Genomic DNA, 23,109 nt, shown 5'->3' with positions numbered 1-23,109 from the left:
AGGTGCAATTAGCACCTTACTAACGATTATTTGGCATCAAAAAAATACTCAGCAATAACCTGTTTTTGTTGCCCAAACTGATCAGAAATACCAATTCCAATGCCAATTATTTCACCTTGTGCTTGTGGTGGATCAGTTTGCATGGCTTTATTTATTAAAGCTAGATTAGGATTTTGCTCATTTGCTAAAAGCGTTAAATGTGGCTGAAAATTTTGAAACACATTGGGGCTGCCATAACGCTCAAAGGCCACGAGTTTATTAGGGTAATGCTTTACCCAGCTTGGTACAGGCGCTTGATGATCGCGAAGCGGCTCAAGTTTAAGTGTTACTTCATCGGCCAAGCGTTGTAAATGATATGATTTTTCTAAGTTTATAAATGCCCAATTACTGGCTGATACACTAAACCCATTAGCTTTAATTTCAAAAGGTTGGTGTTTCTTTACAATACGCTCCACCACCTGCTTAATTTTATTTTGTGCCGCTAATGGATAGTCCGTTAAATACAAGGTGGCATGCACAGGTAACCCTTGCTGGTAAAACGTGGTCATTTGTTGTTTTGCTAATGTATCACTCGTTTTCGCCATAAGCTCAATAATAGGCTTTGAGGGAATAGCAAACACGTTAATACTAATACTTTTTGCATGGCTAATGCCAGAGGTTGTTAACAGCGAAAATGAGACCATAATGCTAAATAGCCATGGCACGGAGATAAGGAGTTTAACCATAAGGATGAATCAATTTAGGTTTTTGATATGCCTATGGTAAGTGTAATTATGTGTTGAGTAAATAAGTGTATAAAGTTTAAGTTTGTCTTAGCTGTGTATAAGGTAAACATTATAAACTTATGAGTAAATACGTTGCGTATTGGGCGAATTACATTTTAATAAGCTAGCTTTTACTTTGCGCTGAAAAGTCCGTACAATTCGTTTCGTTTTTAGTGTGCCTTTGGGCGCTTTAGCCGAGACAAAATAACCTTATTTATGCATCAAATCGCTGATCTTATTTGTATTTTTGAACACACTTTCTACCAAAGCCATAATACGCGTTTGGTAAAAGGTGAGCACGAGCCTATTTACATTCCCGCAAACGATACAACGCCTTATCATCAAATTGTATTTGCTCATGGTTTTTATGCCAGTGCATTACATGAAATAGCTCATTGGTTAGTAGCAGGTTCGCAGCGTCGCTTAGTTGAAGATTATGGTTATTGGTATTGCCCCGATGGGCGCGATGCTTCACAGCAGGCGGAATTTGAATCAGTAGAGGTAAAACCGCAAGCAATCGAGTGGGCGTTGAGTGTGGCCGCGGGATTTGAATTTAATGTCTCGGTTGATAACTTAAATGGTGAGCAAACCTGTCGATTTGCATTTCAATCGCGTGTTCATGCAACGTTATTACAGTTGCTGCAAGACGGATTTAACCCGCGAACCACATTGTTACTAAATGCACTGTGTAAATTTTATAACACCACATGGCCGTTAACTGCACCGCAGTTTTTATGGCAATCTCCCAAGGAGTTAATAGATGCAATTTAAATTAGGGTTGATTGTAAATCCGGTCGCAGGACTGGGCGGCAGCGTTGCGCTAAAAGGCAGTGACGGCGAAGATACGGCTGCTAAAGCGATTGCATTAGGTGCAAAGCCAAAATCAAATAGCCGCACTAAAGCTGCACTTGAAGTGCTTGTACCTCATCAATCCAATATTACTATTTATACTGTTAATGATGAGATGGGAGAGCAAACAGCAAAGGCGTTGGGTTTTAATACGCAAGTGGTTTACCAAAGTAGCGAGCCCACAACCTATGACGATACTGAAGCTGCAGCTCGTTTATTACAGCAGCACGGTGTTGATTTAATTTTATTTGCTGGTGGAGATGGCACCGCACGCAATATTTGCCATGCGGTAGAAGACACAGTACCTGTTTTGGGCATTCCTGCGGGGTGTAAAATTCACTCTGGGGTATATGCAATTACGCCAAAAGCCGCTGGGCGCGTGGTTGAAATGTTAGTTAAAGGTGAGCTGGTAACGTTAAGCGATGCCGATGTGATGGACATTGATGAAGTCGCGTTTCGCCAAGGCACAGTTAAAGCAAAACGTTATGGTGAAATGCAAGTACCCAGTGAAGTGCGTTATGTTCAAGCGGTTAAAAATGGCGGTAAAGAAACCGATGAACTGGTACTTGCTGATATTGCCGCTTATGTGGTCGGTGAAATGGATGCCGATACACTTTATGTGATGGGCAGTGGCTCTACGGTTGGCGCGGTAATGGAAGAAATGGGATTAGAAAACACCTTGCTTGGTGTTGATTTAGTTCAAGACCAAGCCTTAGTAGGGCAAGACTTAACAGCGCAACAATTACTTGAGCTTACAGCTGGGCGAGATACAAAACTCGTGATCACCTTAATTGGCGGCCAAGGACATATTTTTGGCCGAGGTAATCAACAACTCAGTCCTGCGTTAATTAAAGCCATAGGTCGCGATAATATTATTGTGGTGGCAACAAAAACAAAATTACAGGCTTTAAATGGCCGACCGCTTATATGTGACACCGGCGATAGCGAGCTAGATGATGAATTAAGCGGTTATATTCGTGTAACCAGTGGGTTTAACGACCACATTATGTATGCAGTAGGTCATCAAGATGGGCTGCACCTTGAGGAGAAATAACACATGAGTTTAGTAAATTACATAGATGCTGCGCAGCAATACTTTGATGATTTAGTAATTAAAGCCACCGATGACGAGCTATTTGCTGGCGGTTATTTACGCGGTCATTTTGATTTAGCTGTAGGGTATGCACAGGTTGAAGAGTTAAATTTAGAAATTGCAGAGCTAAACGACACGGTTGAAAAAAGTCTAGTAAAAGCCTACCGCAATGGCGAATTAAATGAAGACGATAAAGCACTGGTAGTAAGATTATGGGATGAGGTAAAAGCACTCGCATAAGCTTTTTATGTTTGTATATAAGCGCGCGGTTAATTAACCGCGTTTTTTTGTGCCTAAAAACAAGCTTGTTTATTCAGTTAAAATTTACCTCATTCCTTATATACGCTAAAGTAGCACAGACTAAATTCTAGGGAACAAGTGAAATGAATAATAACAATGATGCGACAATGCCAACGGGCATAGTTGCGCGATTTTTAAATTTTGTTGAGCGGGTAGGTAATAAGCTTCCTGATCCAGCAATTATCTTTTTGTTTGCCATGTTACTAATTTGGCTGCTGTCTTGGTGGTTTTCAGGCGTCACATTTGATGCAATCGACCCACGCACTGGCGAAGCCATTATTATAAATAACATGCTTGCCAGCGATTCATTAGCAACCTTTTTGTCGTCCATGGTAAAAACCTTTACTGGTTTTGCGCCGTTAGGTGTGGTGCTAGTGGCTATGTTAGGTGTGGGTGTTGCAGAGCATTCAGGCTTTATTAATACAGGCCTTAAATTAATGCTCAAGGTGACGCCTAAAAAGTTACTTACACCCTCAATTATTTTAGTGGCTATTGTGAGCCATACAGCAACCGATGCAGGTTATGTGCTGGTTATTCCTCTGGCAGGGGTTATATTTTTTGCCGCCGGTCGTCATCCGCTTGCTGGTATTGCCGCGGCGTTTGCTGGGGTCAGTGGTGGTTTTGGCGCTAATTTTATTCCATCAGGTATTGATCCACTTCTGCAAAGCTTTACGCAAAGCGCAGCACAAATTATTAATCCCACTATGAGCATTAACCCATTAAATAACTGGGGATTTGCTTCTGCATCGAGCTTATTTATTGTGATGTTGGGCTGGTATATTACCGATAAAATTATTGAACCACGTTTAAAAAATTCACCAGTTGATGGCGAAACTCAAGACCTACCAGCATTTGAAGATGCGCGTAGCGACGAAAAGCGCGCTTTTCTTATTGCAAGTAGCGTAATGATCGCAGGTATTGCATTATTAGCGTATGTATCTGCACCAGCTGATTCAGCTATGCGCAGCAGCGATGGCTCTTTAACAAACTTTAGCTCACCACTAATGCAATCAATAGTACCGCTGATATTTTTGTTATTTTGGATCCCAGGCGCAGTATATGGTTTTACCGTAGGCACCTTTAAAAGTTCAAAAGACATGATAGATGCCATGAGCAAAGCAATGGGAGGCATGGCGTATTATATTGTTATGGCCTTCTTTTGTTCATTATTTATTGCTGCGTTTAGCAACTCGAATTTAGGGGCATTGTTGGCAATCGAAGGGGCGGAATTATTAAAATCAATGGCGCTACCGAGTGCGGTTACCGTTGTGGGTATCATCTTTTTAACTGGTTTTGTAAACTTATTTGTAGGTTCAAGCTCGGCTAAATGGGCGCTGTTAGGCCCGGTATTTGTGCCTATGCTAATGCAACTGGGTATTTCACCGGATCTAACGCAAGCGGCGTATCGTGTGGGCGATTCTAGCTCTAATATTATTACCCCGCTCATGCCTTACTTCCCGCTGGTGGTGGTGTACTGTCAAAAGTATGTTAAAGGTACAGGTATTGGTACGCTTATTGCGATGATGCTACCGTATTCAATCGCCTTTATGATTGGCTGGAGTATCTTCTTACTAGGTTACTGGGCACTCGGTATTCCGCTAGGCTTAGATTCAAGCTATGTTTACCCTGCAGTAGCGCCATAACTTTAAAACGAATATGTAGTATAAAATAAAAGCCTTATCATTAAGTTGGTGAGGCTTTTTGTTGTTAGTACACCTATCAATGAAAATAAACTTAATTTTCGCTAAATTATTGTTTTAAAATAAATTATTTTAAAATAAGTTGCTGAATAATAAGTTGCAGCCTATAAAAGCAAAGTGAAATATTTTATTAACTTTCGTTTACAAAAAATATTTATTAGTTTGTATCTTCCGATGTTTTTTTGAGCTAGTATTTATACTGGTCACTACAATTAATAATAAATGATTAAGGATTAAGGATTAAGGATTATGATTAAAAAACTACTTTTACTCATTGGTGTATGCTTTTTATTTACACCTACCCCCACACTAGCCAACGCCTGCTTAGACAGCGGTCAAAGTGCAAATCAAGTTTGCCAAAAAGATTATGCTTATGATCTATTAGTGATGTTCTTTAAAGATGCTAATAATACAGAGCAAAAAGTGCATGCAAAACGGGTGCGCGAGAAATCAACTGGGGAGTTAGTGCATGTTGATTATGACTTTATAGCAAGCTGTAAGAGTAACTGTGGCAACCTCGATGCAGTAATCACAGATATTTTCTGGGGATTTCGTAATGCCCATGTAGAAGATAGAATTTATGAAAAAGTTGTTTACCAATGCGACCCAACAATGGAAGTGTGTTGTGACAAAAATGGTTGCCCCGAAATATACGATAGCAATACCGCCACTAAAGACAGCGGGTCTTTAAAAAAAGTGGATAATGATAATCAGTCTATGCAAAGCAGTGGTAGAAGAATAAACGACAAAAATCTTGAGCGAGCAGATAGAGCATCAGCCATAGCAGATAGAGCCTTGAAGCGTGGTGCGAATGGTCAAGATGTTAAGATGGATATGCAAGCCCTCAACGTGCAACCGATGAAGTTTGGAATCACTAATACACTAGGTGGCGGGACAATAATATGTGCGTTCAATAACAACGGAATATGTGAACAACTCAAGGGTTATGCAACTGTCACTGATAAGATGGTAGATATCAGCTTGGATCACAATAATGGACATGAATTTAATAGCGAGTTAGATAATTTCTTAAATGAATCATACAACAGAAATCGTATGTATTGTAGTTCATCTTCTAATTGTGAATACACGGGGCAATGCAGTCTCACATTAACTTGTAGCCAGCACTAGCTCTGAAAGTTCTACTAAGAAGCTTGGGGTTTTTATACCCCTTTTCGCATATTTTTAAATCAAGGATTATGATAAGAAAACCAATTTTACGTATTAGCGTTTGCTTTATATTTTTACCTAACGCCACATATTTTTACCTAACGCCACATATTTTTACCTAACGCCACATATTTTTACCTAACACCACACTAGCAAACACTTATTTAGACAGTGATAAAAGTGCAAATAAAGCGTGTCATAACAATGAGACGTTGGAATTATCCGCGGCTGAATCACCAGAATTTTTAGTGATACATGATACCACTGGCACACTAATCGCAGTGTGTGTTCGTAGAGGTAATTTTTGTGAGCTCTGTAGCTGGGAATGCTGACACGGTGAATTGTTAGTTACACCATGATAGAGGCGAAGTATTCAATCTACATCATGCATTGCTAACGCTCAAAATTGCTCCATTAATATAGCGTGTAGCAAGGATTAGTTTTAAAAGAATTAAGATTTAACGATACTTAAACGTGATAACGTTATAAATTAGACAATCGTGTTGCTTATTTTTTTACTGCGTTTTTACGTTACTGAGTAAATTTTTTTTATATACTTTTTCAGTCTATTCCAGACACAAAAAAGCCTTGGCACTTTCATGCTAAGGCTTTTTTACTAAAGAGTCGTTACTTACTTAGCGGTAAAGCTAACTGGGCGGCGTTCTTTACGAGGGCCGCTACGCTTATCTGGGCGTTGACCATCTTTATTAAAGCTGCGCTTCTTGTCACCAGCAGGGCGTTCAGCACGCTCGCCGCGTGGCTCAGAAGGGCCTTGATCTTGTGTTAATGTCATACCCATTGGGCGTTTACAAATAAACACTTTTTGGAAGTGATCAAGTACATCTTTAGGCATGTTTTGCGGTAGTTGTACCGTACTGTGACTGTCGTGAAGACGAATATCACCAATAAACTTGCTTGAAATGTCTGCTTCGTTAGCAATTGCGCCAACAATGTTTTTAACCTGAACACCATGCTCACGCCCAACTTCGATACGGTAGGTATCCATAGGGCCTGCATCACGGCTGTTACGCTCACGCGGTTTACGCTCAGCGCGCTCACCACCACGTTCAGGGCGTTCATTACGACGACCACGGTCACTGCGCTCATTGCGAGGGCTGCGTTCGTTACGTTCACGCGGCTGAATTTTAACTTCTTCAACTTTAATTGGTGATTGTTGCTGTGCTAAACACAGTAATGCACCGGCTAAGTCTTCAGGAGCAAGCTCAAGTTTTTGTGCCATGTTGGCAGCCACTTCATTGAAGAAGGTAATATCTTTGTTTTCAAGAGCAAGCGTAAGCTTTTCTTGTAATGCATTAATACGTTTCTCTTCAACAACTTTGGCTGTTGGTAATTCAACTTGTGCGATTTCAGATTTAGTATGACGAATGATATTTTTAAGTAAATAACGTTCGTTATGCTTAACGAAAAGAATCGCTTTACCAGTACGGCCAGCACGACCTGTTCGACCAATACGGTGAACGTAGGCTTCAGAATCTTGTGGAATGTCGTAGTTGATAACTAAGCTTAAACGGTCTACATCAAGACCACGTGCCGCTACGTCTGTTGCAATAACAACATTTAGCATGCCGCTTTTTAAGCGATCAACCGTGCGCTCACGCGCTTGCTGGTTCATGTCACCGTTAAGTGGCGCAGCAGAGAAACCTTCGCGTTCTAACAACTCAGCAAGTTGCACTGTATCGTTACGCGTACGTACGAAAACAATAGCACCTTCGTATTGTTCAGCTTCTAAGAAACGAACAATGGCTTTGTTTTTATGAACATGCGCATTCCAAAAAACCTGCTCTACTGAAGCAACAGTTGAATTGCGAGCAGAAATATGAACCTGTTCAGGGTTATTCATATATTTGCTGCTGATGTTTTGGATTTGCTTAGGCATAGTCGCAGAGAAAAGACATGTTTGCTTTTCACGCGGCGTTTTTTCCATGATGCTTTCAACATCATCAATAAAGCCCATACGTAGCATTTCATCTGCTTCATCAAGTACAAGTGCTTGTAGCGCATCAAACTTGATAGTGCCACGGTTTATGTGATCGATTAAACGACCCGGTGTAGCAACGATAATTTGCGCGCCACGACGAAGTGCACTTAATTGAATGCTGTAACTTTGGCCACCGTACAGTGCTAATACTTCAACACCACGAGTACCTTTTGCATATTGTTCAAATGCCTCAGCAACTTGGATCGCAAGCTCACGTGTTGGTGTGAGTACAAGGATCTGTGGCTGTTTCACAGACGGGTCAATATTGTTTAATAACGGCAGTGCAAATGCTGCGGTTTTACCTGTACCCGTTTGTGCTAGTCCCAGTACGTCCTTTCTTTCTAGCAATAACGGTATACATTGAGCTTGGATTTCAGATGGTGTCTTGTAACCCAACTCTTCAACTGCCTTTAAAATTGCAGGAGAAAGATTTAGAGATTCAAACGTGACTGGTTCTGACATTAATACGCCTCAACGAATTTAAAGAGGCGCGCATTGTATAGGAAATGCGAGGCAAATGCTTGTATAAATTACAACTAATTTATATGTGTTTGATGTTGGTCGAAATTTAACCAGCTTAAGTTGCACACTAATTAAGCTGGTTAACATTATCTACACAATTACTGGTACAGACCTAGGTTTTCTTTGGCGTAAGCTTCAAATTCTGTGAACCCACCAATGTGAGCTTGGTCTACAAAAATTTGTGGCACTGTCGGGCATGGTTTGCCTGCCGACTTTTCTAAATCTTCTTTGCTGATACCTTCTTTGATTATGTCGATGTAGCGATATTTAAAATCATCGCGGTCATTGCTAAGTTGCTCTGCAACATCTTTAGCACGAACACAAAAAGGGCAGCCTTCACGGCCAAAAATCACTGTTAACATATCGCTCTCCTCAATTTAATTGGTCCTAGTGTAACTAATTCTATGCATTATTACAGTGCAAAAAAACGATTATTGTGTTCGTTTTTTTAGGGGAGAGAGGAAAATAAAAAATATTTTATAAAAAAATCTTGAAATAAAATTGTCCGCCCATAAATAGTTATTTGAAGACGCCTGATGGGTCTTCAATAAGGTACAACAATTTGAAAACTATATTATTAATTTAACTTTGCCGTTACTTGTTCAAACGAAAAGTATCAGCAAAATATCGCTTAAATATGAGGATATTATTATGCGTACAGTAGATTTATCACCCCTATACCGTTCATTCATAGGCTTTGATCACTTAGCTTCATTAATGGATGCCGCTGCACGAACTGACAAGCAGCCAAGTTTTCCTCCTTATAATATCGAAGCACTCGATAAAGACAAATATCGCATCACCATGGCTGTAGCTGGATTTAGTGAGGATGAGTTAAGCTTGCAATCTGAGAACAACACGTTAATTGTATCAGGTACTAAAGCAGGTAAAGAGCAAAACGATGAGCGCAAATTCATTCATCAAGGCATTGCCGAGCGCAACTTTGAACGTAAGTTCCAGTTAGGTGACCACGTTAAAGTACTTGGCGCGGACCTAGCCAATGGCTTACTGAGTATTGATCTTGAACGCGAAATTCCAGAAGCATTAAAGCCACGTAAAATTGAAATTGGCTCAAATAAAATGTTAGAAAGCAAATAGCTCTGCTCGCATATCTATTTTCCCTGTGAAAAGCCGTCATTAGACGGCTTTTTGCGTTTACAAGGTTTCAATATGCTCAATTAAGTATTGAGCTTGGTCTAACGTATCTTGGCGTTGAGATTCATTTTGTTTATCCCAATTGCGGTATACCATGCCGATACGTGGATTTTTCTCAAGCCGTTCTCGGTGTGTTTGCATAAACTGCCAGTAAAGGCTGTTAAGCGGGCAAGCGTCTTTCCCTACTTTTTCTTTCACCTTATAGTGACAGCTTTTACAGTAGTCGCTCATTTTATTTATATAGTTGCCGCTAGCCGCATAAGGCTTGGTTGCAATAATCCCATCGTCAGCAAATTGACTCATGCCACGGGCGTTAGGCATTTCTACCCATTCAATCGCATCGATATAAACACCTAAATACCATTCATCCACTTCATCAGGGTTAATGGCGGTTAATAAGCAAAAGTTACCTATTACCATTAAACGTTGAATATGATGGGCATACGCGCTGTCTAAGCTTTGGGTTAATGAATGGCTTAGGCAATTCATTTTTGTTTTGCCATTCCAAAAATAACCAGGCAATGCACGCTGGGCATTGAGTTGGTTTTTACGCGCGTAATCGGGCATGTTTTTCCAATACACGCCGCGTACATATTCGCGCCAGCCCAGAACTTGGCGAATAAACCCCTCAACTTGAGAAATTGTTATTTCATCGGGGCGCTGTTGATACTCTTTAACCACACGGTCGATAACATAGCGAGGGTGTAAAATTTTAGCATTTAGCGCAAACGATAATCGACTGTGGTAAAAGGTATTTTTATCAGGGCATTGATCTGTCATGGCATCTTGAAATTGACCAAAACGGGGCAGTAAATGCGCACAAAAGTGATCAAGTGCACTAATGGCTTGTTTACGAGTGGTTGGCCAGCTTAATTGGGTTTCTATTTGCCCAAAGTAGTTTATTTTATGCTTATCTAAGCGATTAATAATGTCACTGACGTCATTTTTAAATAATTTAGGCTTGGGAATATCGGCTAAATCAGTTTTTGAAAACTTATTACGGTTATTCGCATCAAAGTTCCATTGGCCGCCAGCAGGTTTGCCATCGTCCATTAAAATATCAAACTGCTTTCGCATTGCCCGATAAAAATGCTCCATCGTAACGTGTTTGTCTTTTTTAAAGTGTTTGTCTATGTCGCTGTAGGCTAATAAAAAATGTTCACTATCGCAGGCGCTTACCTGTAATTCATTGTGCGTAGCAAACTCGTGCAATTGTGTTTTTAAGCGATACTCATCAGGGTACTGATATTCAATAAAGGTGCATTGATGCTGTTTGGCTAAACGCGATAAAAGGGCGGGGAGATCCTCATCGTCTTTGGTGTCATCTAACGTTAAATATAAAACGTTAAAGCCTGCTTTAGTCAGGGCATTAGCGAAGTTTTCCATCGCTTTAAAAAAGGCTGCTATTTTTTGTACATGATGCTTTACGTACTGCGCTTCTTGCATCAGCTCCGCAATAACAAACACCGTGTCATCGGATTTATCTTTAAACCAAGAATGAGCGGGATTGAGCTGATCGCCTAAGATTAGTTTTAGGGTGTTGAATTTTTTCATAATGAGCCAAAAATTATTTTTATACGCTAAATTTAAAAAAGCGATCGATTTCTACATGTCGTTTTAATCATAGATCAAGGCAATAAACAACATTGCCTTTTTATCAACTTATTACTTATTGTGGTTGCTAATTTAGGTGTACATCTTTATAATAGCCACCATTGTTTAGTAGGTTATAAAATTTACTAACAGCGATATTAAGTTATTAACTTTTTATCTATTGGCGCGGGATGGAGCAGTCTGGTAGCTCGTCGGGCTCATAACCCGAAGGTCGTTGGTTCAAATCCGGCTCCCGCAACCAATCTTAATAGTAGGTTTACACTTGCTACTTTATATCGCGCATTCTAAGCAATGCGCGTTTTGCGTTTAAGCTAATGAAGTTTAATTTGGTCAGGTAACTGGCTCGCAACCAAGCTTGGCCCTAGGCCACACATTTTTGCGTTTTTTGGTGTGACGCCCCGCTTGGTTCGGGGCGTTGTTGTATCTGCACCGTTTGATTTAAGGTTTTTACTAATTAAATCAAAATTTAAACTCAGTATTTTAGGGCTATAAGCCCTTTTTTTGTTTGTATGGAGGATTTTCGTGACAAAACTTGAACAAGATTTAGTAACCATGTTAACGCCTGCGGTAGAAATGTTAGGCTTTGAATTACATGGGCTTGAGTTTGTGCAAGCGGGTCGCCACTCTACCTTAAGAGTTTACATTGCTCATGAGGATGGAATTTCAGTTGATAACTGTGCCGATGCAAGTCGTCAAATTAGTGCGATTTTAGACGTCGAAGACCCAATTACAAACGAATATGATTTGGAAGTATCGTCTCCTGGTGTTGATCGTCCATTATTCAAACAAGATCACTACGAGCAGGCGCAAGGAGAGGAAGTACGCGTGCGTACCAAACTTCCACAAGATGGTCGCCGTAATTTTAAAGGCGATTTAATAGCAGTTAGTAGCGATATGATCACATTATCAAGCGATGGTGCTGAACATTTAATTATGCTTAGTAACATTGAACGTGCGAACATAATCGCAAAGTTTTAATTCGAGTGCGAAGGAATAGGGCAAGCGAGGCATTACCCATGGCAAAAGAGATATTATTGGTTGCTGAAGCCGTTTCCAATGAGAAAGCGGTTCCAAAAGAAAAAATTTTTGAAGCTCTAGAGTTCGCATTAGCGACAGCGACAAAGAAAAAGCATGATGGTGAAATTGATGTGCGTGTTGCAATTGACCGTAAAACCGGTGATTACGATACCTTCCGTCGCTGGCAAATTGCTGCAGTATTAGAAGACGGCTCTTTAGAGAATCCGTACAGCGAAATTACGTTAGAAGCTGCTCAGGTTGAAGAGCCTGACTTAAAATTGGGCGACTACGTAGAAGAGCAGATTGAATCAATTAAATTTGACCGCATAACAACACAAATGGCTAAGCAAGTAATCGTACAAAAAGTACGTGAAGCAGAGCGTGCCTTAGTCGTTGAAGCGTATAAAGATCAAGAAGGCGAGCTAGTAACGGGTGTTGTTAAAAAAGCAACCCGTGATGCAATCGTACTTGATTTAGGTAACAACGCAGAAGCCGTTATTTATCGTGACGATATGCTGCCACGAGAAAACTTCCGCCCGGGTGATCGTATCCGCGGCCTTTTATATGAAGTTAAGCCTGAAGCACGCGGCGCACAATTATTTGTAACCCGCTCTAAACCAGAAATGCTGATGGAATTATTCCGCATTGAGGTGCCAGAGATTGGCGAAGAAATGATTGAATTACGTGCTGCAGCACGTGATCCCGGTTCACGCGCTAAAATCGCGGTTAAATCTAACGATAAACGTATTGACCCTGTAGGTGCGTGTGTTGGTATGCGTGGCGCACGTGTTCAAGCGGTATCGTCAGAACTTGGCGGTGAGCGTGTTGATATCGTACTTTACGATGACAACCCAGCGCAGTTTGTTATTAACGCAATGGCACCTGCAGAAGTGGCTTCAATCGTAATGGATGAAGATACTCACTCAATGGATATTGCTGTTGAAGCTGATAACCTAGCACAAGCAATTGGTCGTAATGGTCAAAACGTCCGTTTAGCAAGCCAGTTAACTGGTTGGGAACTAAACGTAATGACAGTTGACGAAATGCGTGCTAAGAACGAAGCCGAGTCAGATAAGTTGATTAACTTATTCACTGAAAACTTAGATATAGATGACGAGTTTGCGTCATTACTTATCAACGAAGGTTTCTCAACACTTGAAGAAGTTGCGTATGTACCGGCTTCTGAGTTTTTAGAAATTGATGGTCTAGATGAAGAAATAGTGGACGTATTACGTTCACGTGCAAAAGATGCATTAACAACGAAAGCCCTTAAAACGGAAGAAAGCTTAGAAGGCGCAGAGCCTGCTGAAGACTTACTTGCGCTTGAAGGCTTAGAGCGTCATTTAGCATTTGTTATGGCAAGTAAGGGTGTAGTAACACTTGAAGACTTAGCTGAGCAAGGCATTGATGAGCTTGTAGATATTACAGAGCTATCTTCAGAGAAAGCGGGCGAGCTAATTATGGCTGCACGTAATATTTGTTGGTTTGCAGACGAGTAATTTATTAACGGAGGTATTAGAGACTATGGCAGAAGTAAATGTTGAAAAACTAGCCGGTGATATAGGTACAACTGTTGATAAATTACTACAGCAGTTTTCACAAGCCGGTATCACTAAACAAGCAGGCGATAACGTAACTGAAGCTGAAAAAGCGACGTTACTTGATCACTTAAGCAAGCAACATGGTGGCACGGGCTCTGAAGGCCCTGCTCGCATGACATTGCAACGTAAGAGCAAAAGCACATTAAGTGTGACGGGCTCTACGGGTAAAGCAAAAGCTGTGCAAGTTGAAGTTCGTAAAACACGCACTTACGTGAAAAAAAGTGCTGTTGAGCAAGAACAAGAACAGCAACGTCTAGCCGCTGAAGAAAAAGCACGTCTTGAAGAGCAGCAAAAAGCTGAACAAGCCGCGGCTGAATTAAAGGCAAAACAAGAGGCAGAACGTAAAGCGAAAGAAGACGCTGATCGTAAAGCCAAAGAAGAAGCTAAACGCAAAGCAGATGCTGAGCGTAAAGCGAAACAACAGCAGATGACCCCTGAGCAAAGTGCTAAGTCTGAGAAAGATCGCATCGAAGCTGAGCGTCTGCAAAAAGAAGCAGAAGAGGCCGCATTGAAGAAAGCTGAAGAAGAAGCGAAACGTCAAGCAGAAGAGGCAAGAAAGCTAGCTGAAGAGAACTCAGCACGCTGGAAGAAAGAAGAAGAAGAACGTAAGAAACGCGAAGAAACCGCAGATCACCACCTTACGACTTCAACTTACGCACGTGAAGCAGAAGATGTAGCTGATGCTCGCGAAGAGCAAGGCTCACGCCGTGCGAAGAAAAAGAAAAAAGCGCCAGCTAAAGATAAATTTACAGCGTCTAAAGGTAAAAAAGGTAAGCTAAAAGCGCCAGCGTCATTACAGCACGGTTTCCAAAAACCAACGGCTGATGTTAAAAACGAAGTGCGTATTAGTGAAACAATTACAGTTGCTGAGCTTGCATCACGCATGGCCGTTAAAGGCGCTGAAGTTGTAAAAACTATGATGAAAATGGGTGACATGGTTACTATTAACCAAGTTATTGACCAAGAAACTGCTCAACTTGTAGCAGAAGAAATGGGCCATAAAGTTATCATCGTTAAAGAAAACGAATTAGAGCAAACAGTACTTAATGACCGCCATGAAGATGGTAAGTCAGAGCCACGTGCTCCTGTTGTTACTGTTATGGGTCACGTTGACCACGGTAAAACATCAACGCTTGATTACATTCGTTCCGCTAAAGTTGCATCAGGCGAAGCCGGTGGTATTACACAGCACATTGGTGCATACCACGTTGAAACTAACGGTAACATGATCACTTTCTTAGATACTCCAGGTCACGCCGCATTTACATCAATGCGTGCTCGTGGTGCAAAAGCGACTGATATCGTAATCCTAGTGGTTGCAGCTGATGATGGCGTAATGCCACAAACTAAAGAAGCAGTACAGCATGCTCGCGCAGCTGGCGTTCCTTTAATCATTGCTGTTAACAAAATGGATAAAGAAGGCGCAGATCCTGATCGCGTTAAAAACGAGCTAGCTCAGCTAGACGTTATCCCAGAAGAGTGGGGCGGCGATACGCAGTACGTGCATATCTCAGCTAAAACAGGTCTAGGTATTGATGACCTGCTTGAAGCTGTATTAATGCAATCTGAGCTTTTAGAGTTAAATGCGCCGACTGAAGGTATGGCTGCGGGTGTTGTTATTGAATCACGTCTTGATAAAGGCCGTGGTCCAGTTGCGTCTATCCTTGTTCAGTCAGGTACGCTTAATCAAGGTGACATTGTATTATGTGGTCTTGAATATGGTCGTGTTCGTGCAATGCGCGATGAAAACGGTAAAGAGATTAAGTCTGCCGGCCCTTCTATACCTGTTGAGATTTTAGGTCTGTCTGGTATTCCAGCTGCTGGTGACGAAGCCACTGTTGTTAAAGATGAGCGTAAAGCACGTGAAGTGGCACTTTACCGCCAGGGTAAATTCCGCGATGTTAAATTAGCGCGTCAACAAAAAGCGAAGCTTGAAAACATGTTTACTAACATGACTGAAGGCGACGTATCTGAAGTTAACGTGGTACTCAAAGCAGACGTTCAAGGTTCAATTGAAGCAATTTCAGACTCACTCACTAAGCTTTCTACTGATGAAGTAAAAGTGAAGATTGTTGGTTCTGGTGTTGGTGGTATCACTGAAACTGATGCAACCCTTGCTGCAGCGTCTAACGCGATTGTGGTTGGCTTCAACGTTCGTGCCGATGCATCAGCGCGTAAAGTGATTGATTCTGAAAACCTAGATCTTCGTTACTACAGCGTAATTTACTCGCTAATCGAAGAGGTTAAGCAAGCCATGTCTGGTATGCTTGCGCCTGAGTTTAAACAAGAGATCATTGGTCTTGCTGAAGTACGTGACGTATTTAAGTCTCCAAAAATTGGTGCAATTGCCGGTTGTATGGTTACTGAAGGTACAATTAAGCGTAGCGCACCAATTCGTGTACTTCGTGATAACGTGGTTATTTACGAAGGTGAACTTGAGTCATTACGTCGCTTTAAAGATGACGTTGCTGATGTTCGTAACGGCATGGAGTGTGGTATCGGCGTTAAGAACTACAATGACGTTCGCGTTGGTGACCAAATCGAAGTATTTGAAACAGTTGAAGTACAACGTACTCTTTAATTGTGATTAGGTTATTTTGGACATTCAAGGTGATACCTCGATAGCCCAATATAACCTATGCTAAGATTTTAAATGGGGGCTAAGCCCCCATTTGTGTATCCATTATTTAGTTAGCTTATTATTAATTTTCAATAAGTTATAATTATAGGAAAGTGAAATGAGAGAATTTTCTCGCACTGATCGTGTTGCTCAGCAAATTCAAAAAGAAATTGCAGTGATTTTACAACGCGAAATTAAAGATCCACGCTTAGGTATGGTGACAGTGTCTGCGGTAGAAGTATCGCGCGATTTATCTTATGCCAAAGTTTTCATTACCGTGTTTAACACCGAAGATGAAAATGCAGCAAAACAAAGTGCCAAAGTACTTAACGAAGCAACCGGTTATATCCGTTCGTTGTTAGGTAAACGTATTCGTGCGCGTATCATGCCTGAGCTTAAATTTGTGGTTGATAATTCATTAATGGAAGGGATGCGGATCTCTAACTTAGTGGACTCTATCATTCGTGAAGATAATGCTAAGCATGTTAATGATGAAGCAGATAGCGAAGAAGGCACTAAAGACTAATGGCAAGACGCAGTAAAGGCCGTCCAGTTGATGGTATTTTGTTGTTAAACAAACCAGAAGGCATTTCATCAAATAAAGCACTGCAGCAGGCAAAAGGTATTTATTTTGCGCAAAAAGCAGGGCACACAGGTGCGCTTGATCCGCTTGCGACCGGTATGCTGCCTATTTGTTTTGGTGAGGCTACAAAATTTACCCAGTTTTTACTCGATACAGATAAAACTTATGTTGTGCGAGCAAAGTTAGGTGAACGTACCACTACATCAGATTCTGATGGCGAAGTGGTCGAAACGCGAGAGGTTAATGTCACTTCCCAATTACTAAGCGAAGAAATAGCTAAGTTTTTAGGTGAATCAGATCAATACCCATCAATGTACTCAGCGCTGAAATATGAAGGCAAGCCTTTATATAAATATGCGCGTGAAGGGATAGAAGTTCCTCGTAAATGCAGAAAAATTAACGTATTTAGCTTAACGCTTGATGAGTTTGATGAGCAAAACAACGAAATACAAATGACCGCGCATGTCTCTAAAGGTACGTATATTCGTACTATTGTTGATGACTTAGGTGAGAATCTTGGCTGTGGCGCACATGTAATTATGTTACATCGCTCAGCAGTGGGTCATTATCCTGCAGACAAAATGGTGACGCTTGAGCAACTAGAGGCGTTATTAAATCAAGCGAAAGAACAAGACGTTGCGCCTTCCTCTTACCTTGACGAATTATTATTGCCAATGGATACCGCGTTAGTTGATTTACCCGTTGTTGAAATTACTAAAGAGCAAGGTATTGCGTTTAGTCATGGCCAAGCTTTGGTATTGGGCAAGGTGTTACCAGAGGGTGCCATTAAAGTCGTAGCCGATGGCGTATTTATTGGCACTGGTGAACGTAATCCTGATGGCCATTTAAAATCAAAGCGTGGCTTGTCTAATCAACAACCAGAGTAAACTTTAGCTTGTAGTTATGCTGATAATTGGTAGAATACGCCCGCTTAATCGTTTTGGCTGAATTAGTGATCGGCTAAAGCACCTATTAAATTTAACTTTTGGAGTTATTATGTCACTAAGCAATCAAGAAAAAATCGATATCATTGCTAAATTCGCACGCGCTGAAGGCGACACTGGTTCACCTGAAGTACAAGTAGCATTACTTACTTTTGATATCAACAAGCTTCAAGGTCACTTCGCTGATCACAAGCATGACTTCCACTCACGTCGTGGTCTGCTTCGTAAAGTAAGCACTCGCCGTAAACTGCTTGATTACCTTAAAGGTAAAGATATCTCGCGTTACACTGCGCTAATCAAAGAGCTTGGCCTACGTCGCTAAGAACTTGATTATCAAAAGGGGAGCTTTTTAGCTCCTTTTTTTGTAGCTAAAATTCCTCACATCTTCCTGTACTTATCAGTAAACTCCTTGAAATATTGAATAAAAGCCATACTATCGCTTTTCATAAAGGGAATTTTTTTGGCATTGCTGAAAGCACTATTTTATCTTGGTGCTAAGCTCGCAATTTTACATAACTTTGTTATATACTATGCGCGTAGATAAAAAGGTTTATTTACGGTTATTTACATCATTGCCAATTGTAGTACTTAATTGATTTCCAACTGAATACAATTATGTACTGTAATTGGTACTTTGATGAAAACTTAATTAATACTAAAAATACATTTAAGGAATATTTTAAGTGCAAGCAATTATAAAAGAATTTCAACTAGGTCAACACACTGTGACGCTAGAAACAGGTGCTATCGCGCGTCAAGCTGACGGCGCAGTACTAGCAAGCATTGGCGATACGTCGGTACTAGTAACGGTTGTTGGTAAGCGTGAAGCTCAACCTGGTCAAGACTTTTTCCCACTAACAGTTAACTACCAAGAGCGTATGTACGCTGCAGGTCGTATTCCAGGTGGTTTCTTAAAGCGTGAAGGTCGTCCTAACGATGGCGAAACACTTATTGCACGTCTTATTGACCGTCCAATTCGTCCACTTTTCCCTGCTGGTTTCGTAAACGAAGTACAAGTTATTGCGACTGTTGTTTCTGTAAATCCTGAAATCCAACCTGATATGGTTGCGATGATTGGTACATCTGCAGCGCTTGCTATCTCTGGTATCCCGTTCAGCGGTCCAATTGGTGCATCACGCGTTGGTTACATCAATGGTGAATACGTACTTAACCCGACACTAAAAGAGCTTGAAGAAAGCCAACTTGATTTAGTTGTTGCAGGTACTGATAACGCGGTACTTATGGTTGAATCAGAAGCAGACATACTTTCTGAAGACGTCATGCTAGGTGCGGTTGTATACGGCCATGAGCAATCACAGTCAATCATCAAAGCAATCAACGAATTTAAAGCAGAAGCAGGCAAGCCTACTTGGGATTGGACTGCACCTGAGAAAAACGTTGCATTAGAAGAAAAAGTAGCAGCTCTTGCCGCTGACAAAGTAGGCGAGGCTTACCGCATTACTGATAAAGTAGCGCGTAAAGAAGCATTAACTGCGGCAAAAGATGTCGTAGTTGAAGCACTAACAAGCGAACTTGCTGAAGGCGAAACGCTTGATAAGCAAGAAGTTGGTAAAGTATTCGGTTCACTTGAGAAGAAAATCGTTCGTGGCCGTATCGCTGCTGGCGAAAAACGTATCGATGGTCGTGAACCAGATATGATCCGTGCTCTAGATGTAATGACGGGCGTACTTCCACGTACTCACGGCTCTGCAATCTTTACACGTGGTGAAACACAAGCATTAGTAACAGCTACACTTGGTACAGAACGTGACTCACAGTTAATCGATGATTTAACGGGTACGCATAAAAACCACTTTATGCTTAACTACAACTTCCCTCCATTTTGTGTAGGTGAAACGGGTTTTGTAGGTTCTCCTAAGCGTCGTGAAATTGGCCACGGTAACCTAGCTAAACGTGGTATCCAAGCGGTAATGCCAACATTGACTGAGTTCCCTTACTCAATTCGTGTTGTATCTGAGATCACTGAATCAAATGGTTCATCTTCAATGGCATCTGTTTGTGGTACGTCTCTAGCGCTTATGAACGCAGGTGTACCAATTAAGGCCTCTGTTGCGGGTATCGCAATGGGCTTAGTTAAAGAAGAAGAAAACTTTGTAGTACTTTCAGATATCTTAGGTGATGAAGATCACTTAGGTGACATGGACTTTAAAGTAGCGGGTACAACTAACGGTATCACTGCCCTACAAATGGATATCAAGATTGAAGGTATCACGCAAGAAATCATGCAGATTGCACTTAAGCAAGCTAAAGCAGCTCGTTTACACATTCTAGGCGTAATGGACGAAGCGATTTCTGCACCTTCTGAAGAGTTATCTATGTTTGCTCCGCGTATTTACACGATGCAAATTCCACAGAAGAAAATTGCTGAAGTAATTGGTAAAGGTGGCGCAACTATCCGTCAACTTACTGAAGAAACAGGTACTACGATTGAAATCGGTGATGATGGCACAATTAAGATTGCTGCTACAGATGGTGAAAGTGCTGCAAATGCAATTAGCCGTATCGAGCAATTAACTGCTGAGCTTGAAGTAGGGACTATCTACGAAGGTAAAGTTGTACGTATCGTTGACTTCGGTGCGTTTGTAAATATTCTTCCAGGTAAAGATGGCCTAGTGCATATCTCACAAATCAGCGCAGAGCGTGTTAACAACGTTGCTGATCACCTTAGTGAAGGTCAAGAAGTTAAAGTTAAAGTACTAGAAGTAGACCGCCAAGGCCGTGTACGTCTAAGTATTAAAGAAGCAATGGAATCAGCCGCACCTGCAGCTGACGAGTCTAAAGACGCGTAATTGCTAATCTTTCATCCAGATAATTACTGGATAGTATAAAAAGGGGCTGTTTAGCCCCTTTTTTTATGTTTTAATGTTAGCAACCTATTATGTTCAAGATGTTAAGTAACACATAACAATAATGAACCTTACAAGACAGCTTATGTCTTATCTATTTGCTACTTACCTCGGTATTAAGGATTTTAATGAGACTCAAACATTTAGCCTTGGCATCTTTTGCTATTTTGTCTTTAAGCGCTTGTCAGGCTACTACTAAACCCGCTGCTATTATTAATGTGCCATTTACTGCGCCACTTGCATCCGATTTTAGAAATGAAATTGCCATTGCTCGTTTTTCTGAACTACTAAATAGGGCAGACTTAAGTGAAGAGCAACAAGCAAAACTTTATTACGATCGTGGAGTGCTTTTTGATAGTTTAGGTATGACAACTCTATCGCGAATTGATTTTAACCGCGCTGTTCAACTTAAACCTGACTTAGCCGAAGTGTATAACTTTTTAGGCATTCAACACACTTTAATGCAGCAATATGAAAAAGCATATGAGTATTTTGATTCAGCGATAGAGTTAAACGAAGCACATGAATATGCGTATTTAAATCGTGGTATTGCATTATATTATGGTGATAGAGCCACGCTTGCTAAAGATGATTTTAATATATTTTTACAGCGCTCTCCTAATGATCCTTATCGTGTGCTATGGCTTTATTTAGCGCATGCCGAACAAGATAAAACGCAAGCACTTGCAACGTTAAAAGCTAACGCTGCCGCTCTTGATGAAAACGAATGGGCGTATCAGCTTATTGCTTTATATTTAGGCGATGTGACTGAAAAGGAGTTTTTTTCAGTTATAGCCGATGGCGTGAGTTCACAACAAGAATATGCTCAGCGATTATGTGAAGCTTACTTTTATTTAGCTAAACAGCATCAAGCTGCCGGTGAATTAGACATTGCAACAGATTACTTTAAATTAGCGCTATCAACGAATGTGAATGAGTTTATTGAACATAAATACGCACGTTTGGAGCTTGAGTTGATGAGTAGTGAAAACGCTGGCTAATTTCTTTAAAATAAGTGTTTTATTACTGTGTGCTAGCTTAATTAGTGGCTCGAGTAATAAACAAAATAGCATTGGCTTTTGGCAAGTACTGCACGCCAAAGCCAATGTGATTGATAGTTATTGGCAATTTCCTCGTTACTTTGCAGACCATATTTTACGATTACCCCCCAGTGCATTAGCAAGGTTAGCGCGAAATAAAGTTGCGCATGCACAATACGGATATGGGTTATCATTATTAAGCAATAAACAAACTGAAACCGCTAAGTTATTTTGGCAGGCAAGCCTCAGTAAAATATCACTCGTGCAACAAAAAAAGCTGGCAAATATGTTACTCACTCAACATCGCTGGCAGGATTTAGCCCTATTAAAACGCAAAAATAAGCTTCCTAAAGGCGATGCTTTTTATCACCTGCAATTACAGCAACAAGCTCCACTGGAAACGTTAAATCAATCTTTTATGAATAAGTTAGGGTTTTTAGTAGCGAGCGAGCAAATTGAAATACAAGCGCAATGCATATTTAATGTGCTAATGCTGAGCGATCATCGTGATGGTTTATTTAGGCTTAATCGCTTTCGAAATAAATACGCACAACAACCAGAGCCCAATAATAATACATTTTGTTTTTCAAAACCTGTTTATGTTGGTAATGCTATCGTTTGTAACAGCACTAAAACAAAGTTTGCGCAGTGTGATTGGAAAAAATCATTGCTTAAGACAAGGCTTCCCAAGGGGTTCGATTTTGTTATTATGATGCCCAAACAAGGTACAGCGAATGTGCGTAATGGTTTAATGCATATTAATTCGCGGGCAAGCTATGCAGTATTTTTACATGAATTGATGCATTTTAACGGTTTTGAAGATGAATATGCTTTACCTGCAAAAAAGCAAGCTTGGCTATGTCAGCTTGAGGGGTTGGTTGCCCCTAACTTGTTTATTGCTCACCACAAAGAGGCACCAAAAGGGTGGCATAAAAGTAAAAGCTGTCAGCAAGGAGGGGTAGCTTACAAGCCTTCCTCTCAGTGGTCTATTATGCAATATCAGCAGGTCGCTCTTTCAGAACAATATAGGGCTTTGTGGCAAACCCATATTGAGCAACATGCTGATTTATTTCCCCGCTTTAATTATTAAATAGAGTAATTTTAGGAGGTAAATGATTGTTAAATAACCATGTTAGAAACGCTCCTAATTAGCGCTTATTTTTTCCAGTTCATTAATTTATAGACCTTTTTGTTTAATTATCATCCCACTAAAGGCGCTTTCTATAGACAAAAACAGTGTTTATCAGTATAACTATATGTATTAATGTTGT

The 23,109-nt window shown here is 40.8% G+C and carries 19 protein-coding genes and 1 tRNA gene; 16 read left to right on the top strand and 4 right to left on the bottom strand.

Annotated features, from left to right (window positions below):
- Positions 1-26: 26 nt before the first annotated feature.
- Positions 27-683: a 2'-5' RNA ligase family protein gene (locus KG708_RS06530; protein WP_301003325.1), complete on the bottom strand. Its 657-nt coding sequence runs from the start codon at positions 681-683 to the stop codon at positions 27-29.
- A 297-nt stretch (positions 684-980) separates the two neighbouring features.
- On the opposite strand from KG708_RS06530, the gene KG708_RS06525 reads away from it, so the two are divergent.
- The 5 genes from KG708_RS06525 (at position 981) to KG708_RS06505 (ending at position 5,837) form a co-directional block, all read left to right on the top strand.
- Positions 981-1,535 (top strand): elongation factor P hydroxylase, encoded by a 555-nt coding sequence (locus KG708_RS06525; RefSeq protein ID WP_213608635.1) that lies wholly within the window; start codon positions 981-983, stop codon positions 1,533-1,535.
- On the top strand, positions 1,525-2,667 hold the full coding sequence (locus KG708_RS06520) for an ATP-NAD kinase family protein (RefSeq protein ID WP_213608634.1): 1,143 nt from the start codon (positions 1,525-1,527) through the stop codon (positions 2,665-2,667). The genes KG708_RS06525 and KG708_RS06520 overlap by 11 nt, the downstream gene beginning before the upstream one ends.
- Positions 2,668-2,670: 3 nt before the next feature.
- A complete protein-coding gene (locus KG708_RS06515; protein ID WP_213608633.1) occupies positions 2,671-2,946 on the top strand; it encodes a YfcL family protein in 276 nt (91 codons plus the stop codon).
- Positions 2,947-3,089: 143 nt separating this feature from the next.
- Entirely contained in the window at positions 3,090-4,649 is a 1,560-nt protein-coding gene (locus KG708_RS06510) for an AbgT family transporter (RefSeq protein WP_213608632.1), read from the top strand.
- 306 nt (positions 4,650-4,955) lie between these two features.
- Positions 4,956-5,837: a hypothetical protein gene (locus tag KG708_RS06505; RefSeq protein WP_213608631.1), complete on the top strand. Its 882-nt coding sequence runs from the start codon at positions 4,956-4,958 to the stop codon at positions 5,835-5,837.
- Positions 5,838-6,507: 670 nt separating this feature from the next.
- On the opposite strand, the gene KG708_RS06500 is transcribed toward KG708_RS06505, so the two are convergent.
- Both KG708_RS06500 and KG708_RS06495 read right to left on the bottom strand, forming a co-directional pair.
- A complete protein-coding gene (locus tag KG708_RS06500; protein WP_213608630.1) occupies positions 6,508-8,337 on the bottom strand; it encodes a DEAD/DEAH box helicase in 1,830 nt (609 codons plus the stop codon).
- 158 nt (positions 8,338-8,495) lie between these two features.
- Positions 8,496-8,759 carry a GrxA family glutaredoxin gene (locus KG708_RS06495; protein WP_213608629.1) on the bottom strand — a complete coding sequence of 88 codons (264 nt, stop codon included), beginning with the start codon at positions 8,757-8,759 and terminating at the stop codon, positions 8,496-8,498.
- Positions 8,760-9,048: 289 nt separating this feature from the next.
- Here KG708_RS06495 and KG708_RS06490 point away from each other — a divergent pair, with 289 nt between their 5' ends.
- Complete coding sequence (locus KG708_RS06490) at positions 9,049-9,495, top strand: Hsp20 family protein (protein ID WP_213608628.1); 447 nt, start codon at positions 9,049-9,051, stop codon at positions 9,493-9,495.
- A 57-nt stretch (positions 9,496-9,552) separates the two neighbouring features.
- Here the strand turns inward: KG708_RS06490 and KG708_RS06485 are convergent, their stop codons facing one another.
- Positions 9,553-11,106, bottom strand: a complete 1,554-nt coding sequence (locus KG708_RS06485; RefSeq protein WP_213608627.1) for a cryptochrome/photolyase family protein — start codon at positions 11,104-11,106, stop codon at positions 9,553-9,555.
- A gap of 224 nt (positions 11,107-11,330) precedes the next feature.
- Between KG708_RS06485 and KG708_RS06480 the strand changes: the two genes are divergently transcribed.
- The 10 genes from KG708_RS06480 (at position 11,331) to KG708_RS06435 (ending at position 22,928) form a co-directional block, all read left to right on the top strand.
- Positions 11,331-11,407, top strand: a tRNA-Met gene (locus KG708_RS06480).
- A 281-nt stretch (positions 11,408-11,688) separates the two neighbouring features.
- Positions 11,689-12,144: a ribosome maturation factor RimP gene (gene rimP, locus KG708_RS06475; RefSeq protein WP_008114543.1), complete on the top strand. Its 456-nt coding sequence runs from the start codon at positions 11,689-11,691 to the stop codon at positions 12,142-12,144.
- A 38-nt stretch (positions 12,145-12,182) separates the two neighbouring features.
- A complete protein-coding gene (nusA, locus tag KG708_RS06470) occupies positions 12,183-13,682 on the top strand; it encodes a transcription termination factor NusA (RefSeq protein WP_213608626.1) in 1,500 nt (499 codons plus the stop codon).
- A gap of 25 nt (positions 13,683-13,707) precedes the next feature.
- Positions 13,708-16,365 carry a translation initiation factor IF-2 gene (gene infB / locus KG708_RS06465; protein ID WP_213608625.1) on the top strand — a complete coding sequence of 886 codons (2,658 nt, stop codon included), beginning with the start codon at positions 13,708-13,710 and terminating at the stop codon, positions 16,363-16,365.
- Positions 16,366-16,522: 157 nt separating this feature from the next.
- Positions 16,523-16,930, top strand: a complete 408-nt coding sequence (rbfA, locus tag KG708_RS06460; protein ID WP_213608624.1) for a 30S ribosome-binding factor RbfA — start codon at positions 16,523-16,525, stop codon at positions 16,928-16,930.
- On the top strand, positions 16,930-17,874 hold the full coding sequence (gene truB, locus KG708_RS06455; protein ID WP_213608623.1) for a tRNA pseudouridine(55) synthase TruB: 945 nt from the start codon (positions 16,930-16,932) through the stop codon (positions 17,872-17,874). The genes rbfA and truB overlap by 1 nt, the downstream gene beginning before the upstream one ends.
- A 109-nt stretch (positions 17,875-17,983) precedes the next feature.
- A complete protein-coding gene (gene rpsO / locus KG708_RS06450) occupies positions 17,984-18,253 on the top strand; it encodes a 30S ribosomal protein S15 (protein WP_006793376.1) in 270 nt (89 codons plus the stop codon).
- A gap of 361 nt (positions 18,254-18,614) precedes the next feature.
- The gene (pnp, locus tag KG708_RS06445; RefSeq protein ID WP_213608622.1) at positions 18,615-20,741 is read left to right on the top strand and encodes a polyribonucleotide nucleotidyltransferase; all 2,127 of its coding nucleotides are present in this window, start codon (positions 18,615-18,617) and stop codon (positions 20,739-20,741) included.
- Between the two features lie 185 nt (positions 20,742-20,926).
- Entirely contained in the window at positions 20,927-21,799 is an 873-nt protein-coding gene (gene nlpI / locus KG708_RS06440; RefSeq protein WP_213608621.1) for a lipoprotein NlpI, read from the top strand.
- Positions 21,783-22,928, top strand: coding sequence for a hypothetical protein (locus KG708_RS06435; protein WP_213608620.1), 1,146 nt, complete (start codon positions 21,783-21,785; stop codon positions 22,926-22,928). Before nlpI ends, KG708_RS06435 begins: the two co-directional genes overlap by 17 nt.
- Positions 22,929-23,109 lie beyond the last annotated feature (181 nt).

Source organism: Pseudoalteromonas sp. (assembly GCF_018402495.1).
Classification (GTDB): domain Bacteria; phylum Pseudomonadota; class Gammaproteobacteria; order Enterobacterales; family Alteromonadaceae; genus Pseudoalteromonas.
This window is presented reverse-complemented; position numbering and strand designations above follow the sequence as displayed.

What these genes read in the sequence shown, in the direction of transcription:
- KG708_RS06490 (WP_213608628.1), top strand. Translation starts at nt 9,049, where the DNA reads ATGCGTACAGTAGATTTATCACCCCTATACCGTTCATTCATAGGCTTT.
- rbfA (WP_213608624.1), top strand. Translation starts at nt 16,523, where the DNA reads ATGAGAGAATTTTCTCGCACTGATCGTGTTGCTCAGCAAATTCAAAAA.
- nlpI (WP_213608621.1), top strand. Translation starts at nt 20,927, where the DNA reads ATGAGACTCAAACATTTAGCCTTGGCATCTTTTGCTATTTTGTCTTTA.
- KG708_RS06515 (WP_213608633.1), top strand. Translation starts at nt 2,671, where the DNA reads ATGAGTTTAGTAAATTACATAGATGCTGCGCAGCAATACTTTGATGAT.
- KG708_RS06525 (WP_213608635.1), top strand. Translation starts at nt 981, where the DNA reads ATGCATCAAATCGCTGATCTTATTTGTATTTTTGAACACACTTTCTAC.
- KG708_RS06520 (WP_213608634.1), top strand. Translation starts at nt 1,525, where the DNA reads ATGCAATTTAAATTAGGGTTGATTGTAAATCCGGTCGCAGGACTGGGC.
- KG708_RS06505 (WP_213608631.1), top strand. Translation starts at nt 4,956, where the DNA reads ATGATTAAAAAACTACTTTTACTCATTGGTGTATGCTTTTTATTTACA.
- rpsO (WP_006793376.1), top strand. Translation starts at nt 17,984, where the DNA reads ATGTCACTAAGCAATCAAGAAAAAATCGATATCATTGCTAAATTCGCA.
- KG708_RS06495 (WP_213608629.1), bottom strand. Translation starts at nt 8,759, where the DNA reads ATGTTAACAGTGATTTTTGGCCGTGAAGGCTGCCCTTTTTGTGTTCGT.
- truB (WP_213608623.1), top strand. Translation starts at nt 16,930, where the DNA reads ATGGCAAGACGCAGTAAAGGCCGTCCAGTTGATGGTATTTTGTTGTTA.
- KG708_RS06500 (WP_213608630.1), bottom strand. Translation starts at nt 8,337, where the DNA reads ATGTCAGAACCAGTCACGTTTGAATCTCTAAATCTTTCTCCTGCAATT.
- nusA (WP_213608626.1), top strand. Translation starts at nt 12,183, where the DNA reads ATGGCAAAAGAGATATTATTGGTTGCTGAAGCCGTTTCCAATGAGAAA.
- KG708_RS06485 (WP_213608627.1), bottom strand. Translation starts at nt 11,106, where the DNA reads ATGAAAAAATTCAACACCCTAAAACTAATCTTAGGCGATCAGCTCAAT.
- KG708_RS06510 (WP_213608632.1), top strand. Translation starts at nt 3,090, where the DNA reads ATGAATAATAACAATGATGCGACAATGCCAACGGGCATAGTTGCGCGA.
- infB (WP_213608625.1), top strand. Translation starts at nt 13,708, where the DNA reads ATGGCAGAAGTAAATGTTGAAAAACTAGCCGGTGATATAGGTACAACT.
- KG708_RS06530 (WP_301003325.1), bottom strand. Translation starts at nt 683, where the DNA reads ATGGTCTCATTTTCGCTGTTAACAACCTCTGGCATTAGCCATGCAAAA.